At 47.7% G+C, this 17,964-nt stretch carries 17 protein-coding genes and 1 tRNA gene; 4 read left to right on the plus strand and 14 right to left on the minus strand.

The features are described from left to right. Window positions 1-139 precede the first annotated feature (139 nt). Together L696_RS0116395 and L696_RS0116400 are read left to right on the plus strand one after the other, a co-directional pair. Window positions 140-1,642 carry a GDSL-type esterase/lipase family protein gene (locus L696_RS0116395; RefSeq protein WP_025684618.1) on the plus strand — a complete coding sequence of 501 codons (1,503 nt, stop codon included), beginning with the start codon at window positions 140-142 and terminating at the stop codon, window positions 1,640-1,642. Between the two features lie 292 nt (window positions 1,643-1,934). Beyond that, complete coding sequence (locus tag L696_RS0116400) at window positions 1,935-2,267, plus strand: hypothetical protein (protein ID WP_025684619.1); 333 nt, start codon at window positions 1,935-1,937, stop codon at window positions 2,265-2,267. 580 nt (window positions 2,268-2,847) lie between these two features. Here L696_RS0116400 and L696_RS0116405 read toward each other — a convergent pair. Further along, window positions 2,848-3,402: an integrase core domain-containing protein gene (locus tag L696_RS0116405; protein ID WP_049827416.1), complete on the minus strand. Its 555-nt coding sequence runs from the start codon at window positions 3,400-3,402 to the stop codon at window positions 2,848-2,850. Between the two features lie 169 nt (window positions 3,403-3,571). Between L696_RS0116405 and L696_RS29650 the strand changes: the two genes are divergently transcribed. Next, window positions 3,572-3,862, plus strand: a complete 291-nt coding sequence (locus tag L696_RS29650; protein ID WP_081750752.1) for a transposase family protein — start codon at window positions 3,572-3,574, stop codon at window positions 3,860-3,862. 219 nt (window positions 3,863-4,081) lie between these two features. Here L696_RS29650 and L696_RS31510 read toward each other — a convergent pair whose 3' ends face one another. The 12 genes from L696_RS31510 to lspA form a co-directional block, all read right to left on the minus strand. Next, complete coding sequence (locus L696_RS31510) at window positions 4,082-4,819, minus strand: hypothetical protein (protein ID WP_025684621.1); 738 nt, start codon at window positions 4,817-4,819, stop codon at window positions 4,082-4,084. 420 nt (window positions 4,820-5,239) lie between these two features. After that, window positions 5,240-5,313, minus strand: a tRNA-Ile gene (locus L696_RS0116415). 126 nt (window positions 5,314-5,439) lie between these two features. After that, complete coding sequence (locus L696_RS31215; protein WP_014282411.1) at window positions 5,440-5,604, minus strand: hypothetical protein; 165 nt, start codon at window positions 5,602-5,604, stop codon at window positions 5,440-5,442. A gap of 149 nt (window positions 5,605-5,753) precedes the next feature. Beyond that, window positions 5,754-6,395, minus strand: a complete 642-nt coding sequence (gene pyrE, locus L696_RS0116425; protein ID WP_025684622.1) for an orotate phosphoribosyltransferase — start codon at window positions 6,393-6,395, stop codon at window positions 5,754-5,756. Further along, entirely contained in the window at window positions 6,392-7,129 is a 738-nt protein-coding gene (gene pyrF / locus L696_RS0116430) for an orotidine-5'-phosphate decarboxylase (protein WP_025684623.1), read from the minus strand. Before pyrF ends, pyrE begins: the two co-directional genes overlap by 4 nt. Before the next feature lie 122 nt (window positions 7,130-7,251). Beyond that, complete coding sequence (gene carB / locus L696_RS0116435; RefSeq protein WP_025684624.1) at window positions 7,252-10,470, minus strand: carbamoyl-phosphate synthase large subunit; 3,219 nt, start codon at window positions 10,468-10,470, stop codon at window positions 7,252-7,254. A 1-nt stretch (window position 10,471) separates the two neighbouring features. Next, the gene (gene carA, locus L696_RS0116440) at window positions 10,472-11,608 is read right to left on the minus strand and encodes a glutamine-hydrolyzing carbamoyl-phosphate synthase small subunit (protein WP_025684625.1); all 1,137 of its coding nucleotides are present in this window, start codon (window positions 11,606-11,608) and stop codon (window positions 10,472-10,474) included. A gap of 60 nt (window positions 11,609-11,668) precedes the next feature. Then, window positions 11,669-12,991 (minus strand): dihydroorotase, encoded by a 1,323-nt coding sequence (locus L696_RS0116445; protein WP_025684626.1) that lies wholly within the window; start codon window positions 12,989-12,991, stop codon window positions 11,669-11,671. A 112-nt stretch (window positions 12,992-13,103) separates the two neighbouring features. After that, window positions 13,104-14,018: an aspartate carbamoyltransferase catalytic subunit gene (locus tag L696_RS0116450; RefSeq protein WP_025684627.1), complete on the minus strand. Its 915-nt coding sequence runs from the start codon at window positions 14,016-14,018 to the stop codon at window positions 13,104-13,106. After that, window positions 14,015-14,581, minus strand: coding sequence for a bifunctional pyr operon transcriptional regulator/uracil phosphoribosyltransferase PyrR (gene pyrR, locus L696_RS0116455; RefSeq protein ID WP_025684628.1), 567 nt, complete (start codon window positions 14,579-14,581; stop codon window positions 14,015-14,017). The genes L696_RS0116450 and pyrR overlap by 4 nt, the downstream gene beginning before the upstream one ends. Before the next feature lie 504 nt (window positions 14,582-15,085). Then, window positions 15,086-16,057, minus strand: a complete 972-nt coding sequence (locus L696_RS0116460; protein ID WP_025684629.1) for an RluA family pseudouridine synthase — start codon at window positions 16,055-16,057, stop codon at window positions 15,086-15,088. Between the two features lies 1 nt (window position 16,058). Beyond that, on the minus strand, window positions 16,059-16,550 hold the full coding sequence (lspA, locus tag L696_RS0116465) for a signal peptidase II (RefSeq protein WP_025684630.1): 492 nt from the start codon (window positions 16,548-16,550) through the stop codon (window positions 16,059-16,061). 237 nt (window positions 16,551-16,787) lie between these two features. Here lspA and L696_RS0116470 point away from each other — a divergent pair, with 237 nt between their 5' ends. Beyond that, complete coding sequence (locus tag L696_RS0116470) at window positions 16,788-17,525, plus strand: TraR/DksA C4-type zinc finger protein (protein WP_025684631.1); 738 nt, start codon at window positions 16,788-16,790, stop codon at window positions 17,523-17,525. Window positions 17,526-17,556: 31 nt separating this feature from the next. Here the strand turns inward: L696_RS0116470 and L696_RS0116475 are convergent, their stop codons facing one another. Next, window positions 17,557-17,952 carry a DUF5665 domain-containing protein gene (locus tag L696_RS0116475; RefSeq protein ID WP_081750753.1) on the minus strand — a complete coding sequence of 132 codons (396 nt, stop codon included), beginning with the start codon at window positions 17,950-17,952 and terminating at the stop codon, window positions 17,557-17,559. Window positions 17,953-17,964: the final 12 nt, after the last annotated feature.

Below are 17,964 nucleotides of genomic sequence, written 5' to 3' on the forward strand. Positions count from 1 at the left end.
CATTTATTTAAAAAACAAACCTGGAGCTTAAGCCCACTCTTCAAGCAGAAATGTTAAATACCATTACGTCCGTCCCATCACATTTTATGTTCATCTGGATTAGCTTGCAGAATTTAAAAAAGGAATTTGGAGGTACCTTATGTTACACGTTGTTAGTCATAAAGAACAGATTGTAAAAGAAGAATTTCCAGCAGACACTTCCTTTCTCTCCCTCTATCCAGCAGCGGCCCATGAAGCTCGCCCTTTTATATTGGTACTGCCCGGCGGTGGCTACGAGCACTTGGCCCCACATGAGGGAGAACCAATAGCTCGGTGGTTGAATGATTTAGGTATCCATGCAGGTGTGCTGCATTATCAAGTCGGAGACTTTGAGGTCGATTCCTTGTTGGAGGATGTGGAATATGCCCTGAGGTGGATTCGTCAAACGCCTAAGGACTGGCAAGTGATTAAGGATCAGGTCGGTCTGGCTGGATTTTCAGCAGGCGGGCACTTGGCCTCCATCGTCGCCACCAGAGGGGCGGAAAAACCGGATCTTCTGCTGTTGGGATACCCCGTGATTACGTTTCATGATGCTTATACGCATATCGGAAGCCGCACTCATTTTTTAGGTGAACAGCCGACACAGGAGCAGCTTTACGCCTTTTCATCCGATCAACAAGTGACTTCACAGACCCCTCCAACTTTTATTTGGACAACGGCCAATGACGCCACCGTTCCGGTCGAAAACAGCTTGTTGCTGGCTTCCGCATTATCCAGAGAAGGCATTCCATTTGAGCTGCATGTATTTGAGGAAGGGCGACACGGCTTGGGACTGGCTGAAGATAACCGCGAGTGCCAGCAATGGCTCTCTCTTGCGGAAAAGTGGCTCCAAAAGCATAGCTATGTTACGGAAGGACAGCGGATAACATCTAGGCTGTTTATCGCTGGCGACTCCACCGCAGCCCAAAAAGGAGCTACCGAAAAACCGATGACAGGCTGGGGCGAATACTTGCAATGCCATTTTGGTCCGTCTGTTCATGTGGACAATCGCGCAGTTAATGGACGAAGCACTAAATCTTTTATAGCGGAAGGTCGATTGGCTCATATTGAAAAGGATTTTCGAGCCGGTGATTATCTGTTTATTCAATTTGGACACAACGATGAGAAAAAAGAAGATCCCACCCGCTATACCGATCCTGACGGGGACTATCGTCAAAACTTAATTCAATGTATCGAGTCTGCTCGGGAGCGTGGTGGAATTCCAGTGCTGTTGACCTCTGTAAGCCGCCGCCGCTTTACCGCAGATGGAGAACCTGATCCGCTTGCTGTGGGAGCCTATCCCGCAGCAATGAAGCGAGTAGCGGAGGAAACCCAGACACCGCTGCTCGATATTTTTAAAGCTTCTCAGCAGCTTTATCGGGCCATGGGAGAAGAAGGGTCCAAGCAGCTATTTATGCATTTGCCTGAAAAAGCACATCCGAATTACCCCGCTGGCGTAACAGATAATACTCATTTTTCTGATGAAGGAGCGCGTCAGATCGCCAAGTTGGTCGCTGAGGCAATTAGCAAATGTACGGAATTGCACGCCTTAAAGCAGCTCATGCGCATGGAAGGAACGAATCAAGATAGCGGTGAAAGGCATTTACACCATCTTGTAAACTGACACACATAGAACAAGAAGATAAAAGGATGAAAAACGGACTTGGGGCTGAATACTCCGATGTCCGTTTTTTATTCCGTGTGGATCAAATACTATACAGCTAGGAGAATAGTTCAAAAGGACGGTAAGTTAAAAAGTAAATACTTAAATTATTATATTTTAATGATTTTGCATTTTATAGGACTTTAGAATCATTTTATTGTATATTTTGAGAACATTTGTCGAATGAAGTGAAATCAACAATTTTACATGGTATATTTCGGGAACTTATATCATACATCAGGAGGAATTTTTTATGAATACTAAGAAAATATTATTATCAACGGTTATGTCTTTGGGGCTCATTGGTAGTATCATCGTCCCTAGTGCGTCCGCAGCAGTAGGTCCTTCGCCGATAATTACGCCTATTGTAGAAGTTAACGGAGTATACTACAGAACTGCTACGTTACCGCGAAATTATTCCTATGCGCTGTCAAATTACCCGGGGGATACTTATAAAGTGGCAAGTGGAAATGTAACAGTCTCCGCTTCTGGCGTGGTAACAACCACTACTGCAACAACCGCAAGAGTCGAAATTTATGGCGGTAACGGTAAATTGAGAATGGTGTACACTGTTAAGGTTCTCTAAGATTGGAGTAAGTGTTCCTGGGAATGTGGAGTCAACCATCATTATCAAAATGGTGATTTGGTAGCGAGTTTTTTAGGCGCTTTGTTAAGCGATTTCGAGATTATCACATGAAGCACTGTCCATTTATTCGGGCAGTGCTTCTTTTTTTGAATGCCAACGCAACTATTATCATTTGTACATCCACCAGCAGTAGCTAATTTGAATAATTTGTTTAAGTAAATTAGGCGTTTGCCTGTATTAAATATTTTATTGTAAGGTGGTGGTTAATTTTAATGCAATCTTTTTGGGTTTATTACTCCCCTGTCGCTATTCAATTCGGTGCTCGTCCCCCTCTATATCCAGAATTAATTAAGCAACTCTACTTAGGTAAAGAAGTAAATGTTTTTATTAAACCAAGGAGTTCTGATTAAAGGTAAAATTACTGATGTTTGGGATTCAACCGATGTTGCAATGGGTGGCCTTACGGATATGTATTTATAACAGATTATATGGAGCCTTCAAAACCCAAATTTTACAACCTTAATATATAGATATACAACAACTGATGATATTATAACGATTGCTTCGGCAGGGCAGCTTGTTATATCTGGTGGAAGTACATCTGGTAGTAGTATCGGATTAACCCCTTAAATTTTTGGACACTAGCACTCTCTTGCTCATCCAGACTTCGTTTTTGAAATTTTACACGAACTTCTCGGATCGGAATCGGTTTCGTCTGGTTCTTCTCATAAAACTGAGACGGCGACAAATCGCCAATGCTGGAATGAATTCTTCGCTCATTATAAAAATGAATGAATTTGGCGACGGCTTCGTAAGCTTCGCTGTACGTTTCAAAGTCGTAGCGAGCCAAGCATTCATCTTGCAATAGCCTATGAAAAGATTCGATGTGAGCGTTCATATTCGGCGTTCGTGGAGGAATGCGTTCGTGCTCATGGTAAGCGACCACCGAACGGTCGTAAACTTCGAGACAAGACTGGATAAAGAAGAACCTATCTTCACCTGCAATATAACCATACTTAATGTCCGTCTCAAACAGCTGGTTTGAATTCGTAATGATCCGGTTCCGTGCCAACTTCCGTGGGTAAGACGAGCTCACTTTTCGCTGCGGCCGTAGGATATTCAGTTCTTTGCACAATCGATAAACCTTCTTTTTTGTTAATGATGAGGTCATCATCCCGGCGAAGGTATTCTTCTCAAAAAAATACTTTATTATTGGCTCAAAACAAAAACCAGTGCTTGACGAAATAATAAGTTAAACATGGAAAATATCTACTAATCCTGTAGTGTTGTAAGTCCTAGTTCATATAGATGTAACACCCGTAGCCCATAAACAATGCTGTCCGCTCTGTCAAACCGATGAATTTGTAATACGGAAAGGAATCAATACTCCGCGCCTCGTTCGCCATCTTCCGGCGTTTGGAAAAAAGATAGTTCTTGTAGTTCCGACGATTCGAATGTACTGCTCGTCCTGTGGGGCTGGTTTTGTCTGGGCGTATGACTTTGTGGGAGCCAAAAGACGATACAGTCACCTCTTTCGAGAATGGTCTGCTGAGCAAGCTTTTGGCTCCACTGCTAAACATACTGCCCGGTCTTAAGAGGTGACAAAAAGCAGATGACATAATAATCTTTCGATCCGATTCAGTTCCCTATCCCTCAATACCAAAAAACGCTGATTCTCCTAATTCCCAATACCTTTAGCGTCAGCATTCAAAGGCGGTCGGCTGAGAAAAAGTAGAGTATACGCAACAGCTTTTGTTTTACAAGGGATAAAAAGAGCAGGGAGGGTACCTTCACTGCTCTCTTATTAAATTTATTTAAAACTTCAATCCTGACCAAGAACCAACTTTAGTTTTTCCTCCCGCAGTCTTAAGCCATTTACCCAATAAATTTTTGTGTTGAGATTCAACTTCGATCCATAGTTCCTTGTTTACTACCCATATTGCAAATTTTATTCTTGTTACTATGCTTGTAGAAAAAGTACCTTCAATTCTATTTTTGTCTCTATTCAATACAAACTTTTGAACAGGTATTCCTGCAACTTTTGGCGTTACTTCGATTTGGCATTCATGTACCGTGTAACTTACCGATCCTATCGAAATACTAGCTTCTCCAGAATAAAGGAGATTACCTTTGCCTCCAGTTACGGCACAATTTTGAGGTGTTGGTGTTGGTGTTGGTGTTGGTGTTGGTGTTGGCGTTGGTGTTGGTGTTGGCGTTGGTGGAGGAGTACCACCGCTTAACACTTCTAAGCCACTCAATTCATCAGGAAGATAACTTAGATTTCCATAGTTTACTCCTGTTCTGTCACTAATAATATTAATTAACTGGACTCGGTTTGTATTCGAATCATAATCCCCTACTGTGGCGGTAATTGTCCCGGTTATATTGGGTACAGTCGTTCGGATTTTTTTGCCCTTTAGATTTTTCACTTCGGGCAAGGTAATAAGCTGAAGAGATCTGACAGATGAAATAAAATTTCGCTTTCCTTTTTTTCTTAATTGTTGAGCCGGACTTTTACGGGAAGTTTTCGAGTTCCCCACTTTATTCTTCACAATCACCACTCCTTAGCGCTGATCAATATGATGGTTAACTACATGCTTAGCTTATAAAGTCATAGTTAAAAATGTCCGGGCAATTTTTACTTTATTTATGTCATAAACTTAAAAATACTTCGACGAATGAATGAATAGGTATAAATAAGGACTTCTACTAACATCTGAAAGTGATTTACAAGATGGAAACTTAAATAGTGATCCTCGTATAAGTCTTTATATTTAATCAAACTTTTTGAAAAAGGAAGAATTGCATTGAATAATTCATCTATGAGGACCTTTTTATCCATAGAAAGGATAACTTTGAAGACACATTTCCAAAAAGAATACCATCCATACGATTTAGTCCCTGTGCTACTCTTTTCCTATCAGTCTACAAACAACAAAAAAACCCTTGCTAAGCAAGGGTTTTTGAGGAAATGGGCCCTGAGGGACTCGAACCCCCGACCAATCGGTTATGAGCCGACCGCTCTAACCAACTGAGCTAAGGGCCCTCAAAAAAATCTGTATATTCACGCTACATTTACATAAAACAGCGGCGTTAATTAATATACAACATTTTCTTGTGTTTCGTCAATAGTTTTCCGAAAATTTTTCTTTTTTAATTTATTTTTATGAATCTAGGGAATAAATCGAACGCCATAACGTCCTTTGCGCGAGCGGTACACCTCCACTGCGCGGGGATCGTTGTAGCCGTACATCCAGCCGTCGTGCTCCAGCCTTTTTGCCAGACATCCTGCCTGAAATTTGGTCGTGTACAGTCTGCCGTAGTAAATCCAATACATCCGAACTCCCTCTTTTCACATGATGGTAGGAGTTAGTGTAACCGGATCGAATTCGATTTACACAGCCTGAGTTATAACAATCTACAACGGTTAGCAACAAGTATGAGTCGCTTTAATAAATGGCCCCGTTGCACTCAATATGCTAAGCCTTATTTGCCAAAGGAGGCCGGGTCCTGACGCCAGGAACGCAGCAGTTCCATCTCTTCCTCCTGAATCGTTCCTTCACGCAAGGCAACGTCCATCAGGGCCGTGTAGTTGGACAAGCTTTGCAGCTTCACCCCTGCTTCTGCAAAGGCTTGAGTCGCTTTATCCAACTGGTAGCTGAAAATAGCGAGTACAGCTAACGGCTGGGCGCCTGCTTGCTCTACGGCCTGTGCTGCTTTGATGGAGCTGCCGCCAGTCGAGATGAGATCCTCGATAACAATAACCTTTTGTCCCTCACTAATCCGACCTTCGATTTGGTTCTCTTTGCCGTGTCCTTTGGCTTTGTCTCTTACATATGCCATCGGCAGATTAAGCTTTTGCGCCACCCAGGCAGCATGAGGAATCCCCGCTGTAGCCGTGCCTGCAATGACTTCGGTTTCAGGGTATTGCTCACGAATCACAGCAACGAACGAATCAGCAATCAGCTCGCGCACCTCCGGGTAGGACATGGTCAGGCGATTGTCACAGTAGATAGGCGATTTAATGCCGGATGTCCATGTAAAAGGCTGCTGCGGACGCAGCGCTACCGCCTGAATACGTAACAGATGGGATGCAATTTGCTCGGGTATATTATTTAATGTAGTCATACTTGGATCATCTCCTCAATAATGTGTTCCGCTGCGGCACGTGGGTCTGCTGCAGCCGTAATGGGCCGTCCAACGACGATGTAGCTGCTGCCTTGGGCGATAGCTTGTCCGGGTGTCACTACACGTGACTGGTCGCCTGTAGCGCTGCCTACCGGACGTATACCGGGGGTAATCGTTTTGAAGTCAGGTCCGCATACAGCGCGGATCGCAGGCACTTCCAATGGGGACGCCACTACTCCGTCCAATCCCGCCTCACGAGTCAGTTGTGCGTATCGAACGACCACATCCTGTACTGTACCGGGAATGCCTATCTCCTTATTCATGGTTGTCTGGTCCGTACTGGTCAACTGTGTAACTGCTATAATGAGCGGCATGGCAAGTGAACCGTCTGCCAAAACAGCGGCTTCGGCCCCAGCCTTGGCGGCTGCCATCATATTTCGCCCTCCGGCAGCGTGTACGTTAAACATATCCACACCCAGGCGGGTGATGCTCTCCGCACCTCCCCGTACGGTGTTGGGGATATCATGCATTTTCAAATCCAGAAATACGGAGTATCCTCTCGACTTTAGCTGCTCTACAAAAGCTGGCCCTGCACTATAAAACAGCTGCATGCCTACTTTTATATAACAGGGAATACCCTCCAGCTGTTGAATGAGCCGCTCCGCCTGCTGCGCATCTGGATAATCTAACGCGACCATCAGCCGTCCTGCCATCTGCTGAAATGCTTCGTTCACCATCCTGCACCCCTTTTCACGTCAATTCGGGTATATTTGCCCGTGATAAAGGACATCCGTCAGCCGAAGCTGATGATGTCCTTTCCTGTACTACTTATTTTTCATCCTCTATTCGTATCGTGTTAGTGGCTCAGAACCGGCATGGATTCGGATGTAAAGTTAATCGTCTCCAGCATTCTCAGCAAAGCGCGTACGGTATCCAGCGAGGTCATGCAGACGATGCCGTTCTCAACCGCTTCACGGCGGATGCGGAATCCGTCACGCTCTGGCGTTTTCCCCTTGGTCAGCGTATTGAAGACGAAGTTGGCTTCACCTGTGCGGATCATATCCAAGATGTTCGGGGTTCCCTCACTCAGCTTGTTGATCGTCTTCACTGGAATGTTAGCCTGCTCCAGCGCAGCCGCCGTTCCACCTGTTGCAATAATTTTGTAGCCCAGTCTGTAAAAGCCCTGCATCAACTCGACTGCTTCTTCTTTGTCCTTATCCGCCACCGTGATGATGATCGCTCCGGTAGATGGGATTTTCATACCAGCACCTACGAGTCCTTTGTACAGCGCTTTGGCGTACTGAATGTCGCGTCCCATCACTTCACCCGTCGATTTCATTTCTGGCCCCAGGGTCGGCTCTACACGGCGCAGCTTGGCAAAAGAGAATACCGGAACCTTGACCGAGACATAATTACTCTCAGGCCATAGCCCTTCTGTATAGCCCGCATCCTTGAGCTTGCCGCCCAAAATGGCCTGTGTCGCCAGATTCGCCATCGGGATATTCGTGACTTTGCTCAGGAAAGGAACTGTCCGCGAGGAACGCGGGTTGACCTCGATCACATACACCTCGTCTTGATGAATGACGAACTGGATGTTTACCAGACCGATCGTTTTCAATTCCTTGGCGATGCTGATCGTGATTTCCACGATTTTTTGCTTCAGCTCGTCGGACAAGTGCTGCGGCGGATACACCGCGATAGAGTCGCCTGAGTGAACTCCAGCCCGTTCCACATGCTCCATAATGCCCGGCACCAGTACCGTATCACCGTCACAGATAGCGTCAACCTCAACTTCTTTGCCCAGCATGTAACGGTCGATCAGCACCGGATGTTCAGGGTTGATTTTAACGGCTTCTTCCATATACCGTAGCAATTCTGCATCGGAGTAGACGATTTCCATCGCCCGTCCGCCGAGGACATAGGATGGACGCACCAGCACCGGGTAGCCCAGCGCCTGCGCAGTTCCTACCGCTTCATCTACCGAGATGACCGTGTTGCCTTTAGGCTGTGCAATAGCCAGACGTGACAGCAGCCGCTCAAACTTTTTCCGATCTTCCGCTTCGTCGATACTTTCCAGACTCGTACCCAAAATATTCACGCCTGCCGCACTAAGCGGAGCTGCGAGATTAATGGCCGTTTGACCGCCGAACTGGACGATAACGCCAATCGGTTTTTCCTGCCCGATGACATTCATAACATCCTCGAAGAAAAGCGGCTCAAAGTAGAGACGGTCGGATGTGTTAAAGTCCGTAGATACCGTTTCTGGGTTGTTATTGATAATTACTGCTTCGTAGCCTGCTTTTTGAATGGCCCATACCGCATGTACGGTGGAGTAATCAAATTCAATCCCTTGCCCGATCCGAATCGGCCCGGAGCCGAGTACGATGACTTTCTCTTTATTAGATGGAATCACTTCGTTCTCCACCTCATAAGAGGAATAATAGTACGGCGTAGTGGCTTCAAACTCGGCTGCGCATGTATCTACCATTTTATAGACAGGACGCAGGTTGTGACTCAGACGGAACTCACGTACCTCGCGCTCGGTTGTCATGCTACCACCCGGTTGGCCCAGACTGCGAACCTCGGCGATGGAGCGGTCCGTAAAGCCATTACGTTTGGCCTGATAGAGTGTTTCGTAGGTCAGTTCGGACTCTTCAGCCATTTTAGCTTCGAACTTGACGATGCCCTCTACCTTGTCAAGGAACCACCAGTCAATTTTCGTTAAATCCTGAATTTCCTGCTGCTCCCAGCCACGACGGAATGCCTCAGCTACCAGGAACAAGCGCTCATCATCTGCTTTAATCAGGCGCTCCGTGAGTACCTCATCCGACAGTTGATCGGCCCCCTTAAGATGCAGACGATGTACACCGATTTCCAGCGACCGTACCGCTTTGTGGATGGACTCTTCGAACGTGCGTCCGATAGCCATCACTTCGCCAGTTGCTTTCATTTGCGTGCCCAGCTTGCGGTTGGCAGAAATGAATTTATCGAACGGCCAGCGCGGTATTTTGCTCACGATGTAATCCAGAGTAGGTTCAAAGCAAGCATACGTTTGTCCCGTTACCGGATTCACGATTTCATCCAGCGTGTAGCCCAGTGCGATTTTGGCAGCCATTTTAGCAATCGGATATCCAGTCGCCTTGGAAGCCAGCGCTGAGGAACGACTCACCCGCGGATTTACTTCAATGACATAGTATTGATAGCTGTGTGGATCAAGCGCAAACTGCACATTACATCCGCCTTCAATATTGAGGGCGCGGATAATTTTCAGGGAAGCGGAACGCAGCATCTGGTACTCGCGATCTGACAGCGTCTGACTCGGCGCTACAACGATACTGTCGCCAGTATGTACGCCGACCGGATCAAAGTTTTCCATATTGCAGACAACGATACAGTTATCGTTGCCATCACGCATGACCTCATACTCGACTTCCTTCATGCCTGCGATGCTTTTTTCCACCAGACATTGTCCAATTGGACTGTAACGCAAGCCAGAGCTTACCGTCTCACGCAGTTCTTCTTCGTTCACACAGATCCCGCCGCCTGTTCCACCCAGCGTATAAGCCGGACGGACGATAATCGGATAACCGATTTCGTTAGCAAAATCCAGTGATTCCTCCAACGTTGTAACAATGACGCTCTCAGGTACAGGCTGTTCCAGCTCACGCATCAAATCGCGGAACAAGTCACGGTCTTCGGCTTTTTCAATCGAAGTCAGCTGTGTTCCCAGCAGCTTGACGTTTTCACGCTCCAGCACTCCGGCACGAGCCAGTTCCACCGCCATATTCAGTCCTGTTTGTCCTCCCAGTGTAGGAAGCAGACCATCCGGACGCTCTTGTCGAATAATTTGTGTTACAAAATCAAGTGTAATCGGCTCGATGTATACTTTGTCCGCCATGTTCGTGTCCGTCATGATGGTTGCCGGGTTACTGTTGATCAGCACTACCTCGACGCCTTCTTCTTTGAGCGCTTGACAAGCTTGTGTACCAGCGTAATCGAATTCCGCAGCCTGACCAATCACGATAGGTCCGGAACCAATTACGAGTATTTTTTTAAGTTCTGTATTTTTCGGCATATTAGCGCTCTCCTCTCACTGCGGCGGCGATAGCAGCCTGACGCGGTTGCTTTGGATGATTTCTTTTGTGCTCACGGATCATATCCAGAAAACGGTCAAACAGGTAGCCATTATCATAAGGTCCTGGTGCAGCCTCCGGATGATATTGCACCGAAAACGCGGGATACTTGGTATGCTTAAGGCCTTCAATCGTTTTATCGTTGTTATTAATATGCGTCACTTCAAGCTCGGTTCCTTGGATTGAATCCTCATTCACCGTGTAGCCGTGATTTTGTGAAGTAATGAAGCAGCGTCCGCTCTCCAGTTCCTTCACCGGATGGTTACCACCGCGATGTCCGAATTTCAGCTTCTCCGTATCCGCTCCCGAAGCTAAGGCAAACAACTGGTGTCCCAGGCAAATTCCGAAGATCGGATATTCCCCTAGCAGTTCAGACACCGTGCGTACGGCATGCGGTACATCTTTGGGATCTCCAGGGCCGTTGGACAACTGAATTCCGTCCGGGTCCAAGCGGCGAATTTCCTCTGCCGTTGTATCATGTGGAACAACAACCACATCACAATCCCGTTTATTCAGCTCGCGCAAGATACCGCTCTTAGCGCCATAGTCAATCAGTACGATCCGCTCCCCGTTGCCAGGGCTGCTATACGGATGAGGTGTAGAGGTCAATGGAACCTGATTACGCAGTTCTTCAATCGTCAGGTCAGCCATCATTTCTTTCAGTTCTTCCACAGGCTGACTGCCTGTCGTCAAAATGCCCTTCATCGTGCCGTGATGGCGAATAATCCGGGTAAGCATGCGGGTGTCGATGTCGCTAATGCCAATGATGCCATATTCCTTCAGCAAATCGCCCACGCTGTATTGAGCACGCCAGTTACTTGGCGCAGGCTCGTAATGTCGAACAGCAAAGCCGTGAACATAAGGCCGTACTGATTCAAAGTCATCCCGAGTAATTCCGTAATTGCCAATCAGCGGGTAAGTCATCGTTACGATTTGTCCGCAATAAGAGGGATCGGTCAGTACCTCCTGGTAGCCTGTAATCCCTGTGTTGAAAACGACCTCGCCTGTTTTTTCACCGTCCGCACCAAATGCTGTGCCTGTAAACAGCGTGCCGTCCTGAAGCAACAATCTTGCCTGCATCCCGTCTCACTCCTCTGTATGATTTCCTGCTATAAGGTTCTATTTTTTAGTGGTTTGTATTTATTTCACTTCGTCAGCAGACCATACCAGTCTGCCGTCTACCCAAGTTTTCACTGGCCAGCCTTTAAGTTTCCAGCCTGTAAAAGGAGTGTTGCGTCCTTTGCTGGCGAATGTTTGCGGATCAACGGCCTGCTCCTGCTCCAGATCAATCATGGTCAGGTCGGCGGGTGCTCCTTCTTCCAAGCGCCCTGTAGCGAGGCGGAAGACACGCGCCGGATCAGCCGTCATACGCCGTACCAGAAAGTCCAGCGTCCATTGTCCGGTAGCTACAAATTTCGTGTACAGCAGCGGGAAGGCCGTTTCGAAGCCAACGATACCGAAAGGTGCCAGCTCCAAGCCTTTAGCCTTCTCTTCTTCGCTGTGTGCCGCATGGTCGGTCACGATGATGTCGATCGTACCGTCCTCCAGTCCCTCGATGCAGGCCTGCACATCACGCGGGGAGCGCAGCGGAGGATTCATTTTCCAGTTTGCATCCAGCCCCGGAATGTCTTCATCCGACAATACCAGATGGTGTGGACATACCTCAGCCGTTACCTTGATGCCAAAAGATTTCGCGTGGCGGATCAACCGCACAGACTGCTCCGTGCTGACATGGCATACATGATAGTGTGCCCCGGTTGCCTCGGATAGTAAAATGTCCCGTCCGACGTGAATCGCTTCGGATTCGTTCGGAATGCCTTTAAGTCCGTGACGCTTGGCAAATTCGCCGTCTGTCACCGCTGCTCCTTCAACAAGCGTGTTATCTTCACAGTGAGCAATAACCGGCATATCCAGCGCTTTGGCTCGCGCCATGGCGTCCTTCATCATTTGCGCGCTTTGCACCCCGACACCATCGTCAGTAAAGCCGATTGCGCCTGCTGCTTTGAGCGCTTCAAAGTCCGTCAGCTCGCGGCCCAACTCGTTTTTCGTAATGGCTGCGTAAGGAAGTACCTTGGCAAGCCCGGCGTCCTGCCCCTTTTTCAGTACCAGCTGAACCGTATCCGCATTGTCTGTCACCGGGCGTGTGTTCGGCATGCAGGCAATCGTCGTAAATCCACCTTTCACCGCCGCGCGGCTGCCCGTTTCAATCGTTTCTTTATATTCAAAGCCAGGTTCTCTCAGATGCACATGCATGTCGATTAAACCGGGAATCACCAGCTTGCCTTGGGCGTCGATTTTTTCGACTTGGCTCTCCTGCTCGGATGCCCCTTCTTCCACGAGTAGACTAACTCCAGCGTCCGCATTTACGATTGCTAGGATTTTTCCGTCCGCGATCAGAATAGATTTCAGTTCAGCTTCGCCCTGTTCGTTCAATACGCTTGCGTTCATAATTAATTGGTTCATCTAAAAAGTTCCTCCGCTCAGGTTTTCTGCAACTTTTGCCGCTGCTTGTTATGCTTTGCTTTAACCGTTACCAATGCTAGTTCCGCGATCCTGCTGACAGCTTCTACAGCTTCTACAGCTTCATTGCCCGTTCCATAACCGCCATGCGAATTGGAACCCCGTTTGCCATCTGCGGGAAAATCCGTGATTGTTCGCTTTCCACGACTGCACTGTCGATTTCCACATTCCGGTTCACTGGAGCCGGATGCATAATGATCGTTCCAGGTTTAAGGTTGGCTGCTCTTTGCTCTGTTAAGCCGTACTGCTCGCGATACTCATCCGCTGAGCGCAGCATTCCTTCAGCGTGCCGTTCCAGCTGTACCCGAAGCATCATGACTACGTCTGCCTGCAATGCCTCTTGCATCGGTACATAAGGCGCGTGCGCCGCAAGATCAGATGCCTGCATATTATCCGGCGCGCAGAAGCTAACCTGAGCTCCAAATTTTTGCAAGGCCCACAGATTCGAGCGAGCCACACGGCTGTGCAGAATGTCTCCAATGATGGATACTCGCAAGCCTTTTAGCTCGCCGAAAGTCTTGCGCATCGTGTATAGGTCCAGCAACGCCTGCGTTGGATGCTCGTTGTTGCCATCACCAGCGTTTACCAGTGGGACACTGACCTTCTCAGCAAGCTCCTGCAGCACTCCGGCTGGCTTCAGCCGAATGACTCCTGCGTCGATGCCCATGGATTCAAGCGTGCGCACCGTGTCGTAGATGGATTCCCCTTTTTCTACACTGGAGGCCGCAGCGGAAAAGTTTAAAACCTGAGCGCCTAAGCGTTTTTCCGCCATTTCAAAAGAAAAGCGGGTGCGGGTGCTGTTTTCAAAAAACATGTTGGCCGCAAAGCGTGATTGCAGCACTGGAACCAGCTTTTCCGGCTGTGATTCCCAATAATGAGCCCGATCCAGAATGGACTCGATTTCATTTCGGCTAAGTTCTTTTAATCCGAGCAGGCTGCGTTCTCTAAGTTGACTGGTTGTTGTAATCATGCCTGTTCCCCCCGGTTCTGATTGATCGTCACTTCGTCCTTACCGTCCGTCTCCTGAAGCGCAACTACGATTTCCTCGGATTTGGAGGTTGGGATATTCTTGCCGATGTAATCCGGACGAATCGGAAGCTCGCGGTGTCCGCGATCTGCCAGCACCGCCAGTTGGATCATTTGCGGTCGTCCGCAGTGCATCAATGCGTCCATCGCCGCGCGAATGGTACGGCCTGTGTACAGCACATCGTCGAAGAGAATGACTTTCTTATCATGAACCGATACGTCAGCGGGATTCATCAAAAGCTCTTTTCCATTTCCCTTGGCTTCGGCATTGTTCCCCCGGTCATCGCGGTAAGCTGTGACATCCAGCTCCCCCCATGGAATTGGAGCGCCCTCAATTTCAGCGATTTTTGCAGCGAGACGCTGCGCCAGATGAACCCCTCGCGTTCGAATGCCTATCAGCACACAATTGTCAATACCTTTGTTTTTTTCCAAAATTTCATGTGCAATCCGTGTCAAAGCCCGGCGAATCGCAATTTCATCCATCAGTACATGTGTTTCATTACTCATGCTTCCAGCCTCCTCAGGTTATGTTCCCTTCAGACCTGGTCCCGTGTTCGGATACAAAAAAGACTCCTTGCCCAAGTTTGGCAAGGAGTCTCGTATGAACAGTCTTCCACCGTTCTCCGATCTCTCGGATACACTGAAGACATACCGCCGCAGCGGATGCACTGATCAGTGATCCATTCACGTTACCTTGCCAGCCTCACGGGACTGATTTAAAGGTGCTATTCAGGATTTTCTTTATCCAGCTTCTCATAGTGAAAGATGGCAAGCCATCTTTTGGACAAAGTTCATCGCAACTACAAGAAGTATGACAGATTGAAAATCACGTGTCAACACCTGTTCAACCGGAGCCACCGGAAGCACTTAAATAATTATACATCTTTTCTGTATAATTATCCATAGTTGTTTTTACATATACCTTGCCCAATAACAAAAAATAACCGCCATTTAGGCGGTTATGCTTAATCATTATTCAGGTTTGTGAATACGAATGCAATTTGTGATGGTTTACCGACTGCGTAAGGATGCCAATACATCTTCCATATCGGGAGGAATCGGCCTGCTGAACTCCATGTACTCTCCAGTGGTGGGATGCTTAAAACCCAATACCGCGGCATGCAGTGCCTGACCGTCCATTCGGACCCCTTTGCTACGTCCATACATCGGATCACCGACCAACGGGTGCCCAATAAATTTCATGTGCACACGGATTTGATGCGTGCGCCCTGTTTCCAGTTGAAGTTCCAGCAAGGTGTAATCCCCCAAACGCTCAATCACGAGAAAATGGGTAACTGCATGCTTGCTGTTGCGCTCTGTCACAGTGAACAATTTGCGGTCCCCCGAATCACGCCCGATGGGAGCATCTACCGTTCCCTGATCATGACTTAGATGGCCGTGAACCAGCGCTATATATTTGCGAGTGACACTGTGGTCCTTGAGCTGCGCTGCGAGCGAGGCGTGAGCCTGATCATTTTTGGCCGCCATCAGCAGTCCTGATGTATCCTTATCAATACGATGGACGATACCAGGACGCAATTCTCCGTTAATGCCGGAAAGATCATGACAGTGATACATGAGCGCGTTGACCAGTGTTCCCGAAGAGTGTCCCGGTGCAGGATGTACAACCAGACCACGTTGCTTGTTAATGACAATGACGTCCGAATCCTCGTAAACAACATCCAGCGGAATATTTTCCGGTACAATATCTACACTCTCCGGCTCAGGTACGGATAATGAAATTCGATCACCTTCAGCCAGCTTATAATTCGCCTTGATCGCTGTGCCGTTCACCAGCACCCGACCGTTCCCGATCCACAGTTGAATCTGGGAACGGGACACATCCTTCATTTCTTCGGCGATATATTTGTCTATACGCGTTTTGGCATCCCCTGATTCCGCTGTCCATTCCAGGGATTCACCCTCAAGTTCGTCCTCATAAGACAGACCTGTGGCTTCGCCGTTTTCGTTTACTTCTTTCATGCTATGACTTCCCTTCAATGCTATCACTGCCATTATCTTTGTTCCGACGCGATTCCAGCAATGTATCCAAAATAATCAGTGCTACACCGATGACAATCGCCGAGTCTGCCACATTAAAAATCGGAAACGTATAGCTTCCAAAATTGAATTGAGCAAAATCAACCACTTCTCCTGAAATAGCCCGATCCAGAAAGTTACCGACCGCGCCTCCAAGTACCAAACTTAATGCAATTGGAAGCAATTTCTGCCTGGCCTTAACCGTCTTCCGTAAATACCATATGATACCGATCACCACTACAATTGTAATCACGATAAACAGCCAACGTTGGCCTTCCAAAATCCCAAAAGCAGCTCCACGATTACGATGGGAGGTGATTAAAAAGAAATTGCCGATGACTGGTATTTGCTCGTACAATTCCATACGCGTAGCCACCAAATATTTGACTCCCTGATCAATCAAAAAAATAATTAGCGCAATACCAAAATAAATCACAGTCCTTCGTCACTCCGATCTGCTTATATCCATTGTCGATCCCATTTATTGTAGCATAAGCCTTCTCAGATCGTCCACGAATCCCGCGAGCTATCGGTACTGGATTACGAATGAAATCAACTCCAGCGCATTTGATCAGAATTTCCTATGTAAAAGAGGTCTTCCCGGTGCAAACTACAAGGAGCATAACCGACATAACGCACGCGCAGGTTTAACCTAGAATAAGGAGAGGATTCCATGTCCCCATTGACGGAGCAACAATTGCAGGGATTGCGTAACGAACTGCTGGAACGTAAAAAAGAGATTGAGCATCGTTTGCAGGACAACGATCATTATGGACTTAGTGATTCCCAACGCGATCAGACCGGCGAGCTTTCCCCTATTGATAATCATCCGGGCGATTTGGCTACCGAAACGTATGAGCGAGCCAAGGACATTTCCCTGTTGGAGCATGACGAATTTCAATTAGAACGTATCGAATCAGCCTTGCTGGCAATGGATAAGGGAACCTATGGCATTTGTGCAGCTAGCGGCAAACCGATTCCTTATGAGCGTCTGCTGGCTGTTCCCTATACCATTTACTGTAAAGAATACAGCCCTAAAACGGAAGTATCTAATCGACGCCCGGTCGAAGAAGAATTTCTGGCTCCTGCATTCGGCAGAACAAGTCTCGATGAGCGTGATGATCAAAATGGCTTTGATGGTGAAGATGCCTGGCAAATCGTTGAAAGCTGGGGAACATCTAACACACCAGCTATGGCTGAAAGTCGCGAAATCCACCGCTACGACGATATGGAAATTGAGGCCAACGATGATAATATGGGCTTCGTGGAGCCCTACGAAAGCTTTGTAGCTACAGACATATATGGAAAAAATGTATCTGTTGTCCGCAGCTCCATTTATCAGCGTTATCTGGATGATGGCGAGGGCGAAGGTCTGCTGGAGCTGGAGCCAGATACGAACGAAGACGAATAGTTCAACGAAATCCTAACAGGTAAACAAGTACCTAGTAGGTGTTTAGCTCCAGTTGTCGTTGCACAATCCGTACAATATCAGCAATATAATCACCGATGATCGGCAAATTCAGGGCTCCCAGCACTTGCAACACATAAATAATGGTCGCCGCGAAAAAAGTAAAACCAAGCGCGATGCCAAGCCCCCTGGACAGACCTGATATTAAGTTTAGCCAGAGCAGTCGCCCAGGCTTGTTAAGCAACAGGGCATAGTCAGCAATGCGCGTGCGTTCCAACTGCTGTGCCACGGAACGCACCAGCTTTTCCACACGGCTTAGTTGGTCAGCCTGATTACCTGCTGTACTTTGATCTGTTGCTACACCCCCCGTACTTCCTCTATTTATGCCTTGGCGGCTTCTCCCCTGTCTGCGTCTTGATCGTGCTGTCATGCACAATCCCCC

This window comes from Paenibacillus maysiensis, assembly GCF_000520815.1.
GTDB lineage: Bacteria > Bacillota > Bacilli > Paenibacillales > Paenibacillaceae > Paenibacillus > Paenibacillus maysiensis.

Bases quoted from the DNA above. Each gene is read 5' to 3' on its own strand.
- L696_RS0116395 (WP_025684618.1), top strand. From the start codon at position 140: ATGTTACACGTTGTTAGTCATAAAGAACAGATTGTAAAAGAAGAATTT.
- L696_RS0116400 (WP_025684619.1), top strand. From the start codon at position 1,935: ATGAATACTAAGAAAATATTATTATCAACGGTTATGTCTTTGGGGCTC.
- L696_RS31215 (WP_014282411.1), bottom strand. From the start codon at position 5,604: ATGTATTGGATTTACTACGGCAGACTGTACACGACCAAATTTCAGGCA.
- pyrE (WP_025684622.1), bottom strand. From the start codon at position 6,395: ATGACTACATTAAATAATATACCCGAGCAAATTGCATCCCATCTGTTA.
- carB (WP_025684624.1), bottom strand. From the start codon at position 10,470: ATGCCGAAAAATACAGAACTTAAAAAAATACTCGTAATTGGTTCCGGA.
- carA (WP_025684625.1), bottom strand. From the start codon at position 11,608: ATGCAGGCAAGATTGTTGCTTCAGGACGGCACGCTGTTTACAGGCACA.
- L696_RS0116445 (WP_025684626.1), bottom strand. From the start codon at position 12,991: ATGAACCAATTAATTATGAACGCAAGCGTATTGAACGAACAGGGCGAA.
- L696_RS0116450 (WP_025684627.1), bottom strand. From the start codon at position 14,018: ATGATTACAACAACCAGTCAACTTAGAGAACGCAGCCTGCTCGGATTA.
- pyrR (WP_025684628.1), bottom strand. From the start codon at position 14,581: ATGAGTAATGAAACACATGTACTGATGGATGAAATTGCGATTCGCCGG.
- L696_RS0116460 (WP_025684629.1), bottom strand. From the start codon at position 16,057: ATGAAAGAAGTAAACGAAAACGGCGAAGCCACAGGTCTGTCTTATGAG.
- L696_RS0116470 (WP_025684631.1), top strand. From the start codon at position 16,788: ATGTCCCCATTGACGGAGCAACAATTGCAGGGATTGCGTAACGAACTG.
- L696_RS0116475 (WP_081750753.1), bottom strand. From the start codon at position 17,952: ATGACAGCACGATCAAGACGCAGACAGGGGAGAAGCCGCCAAGGCATA.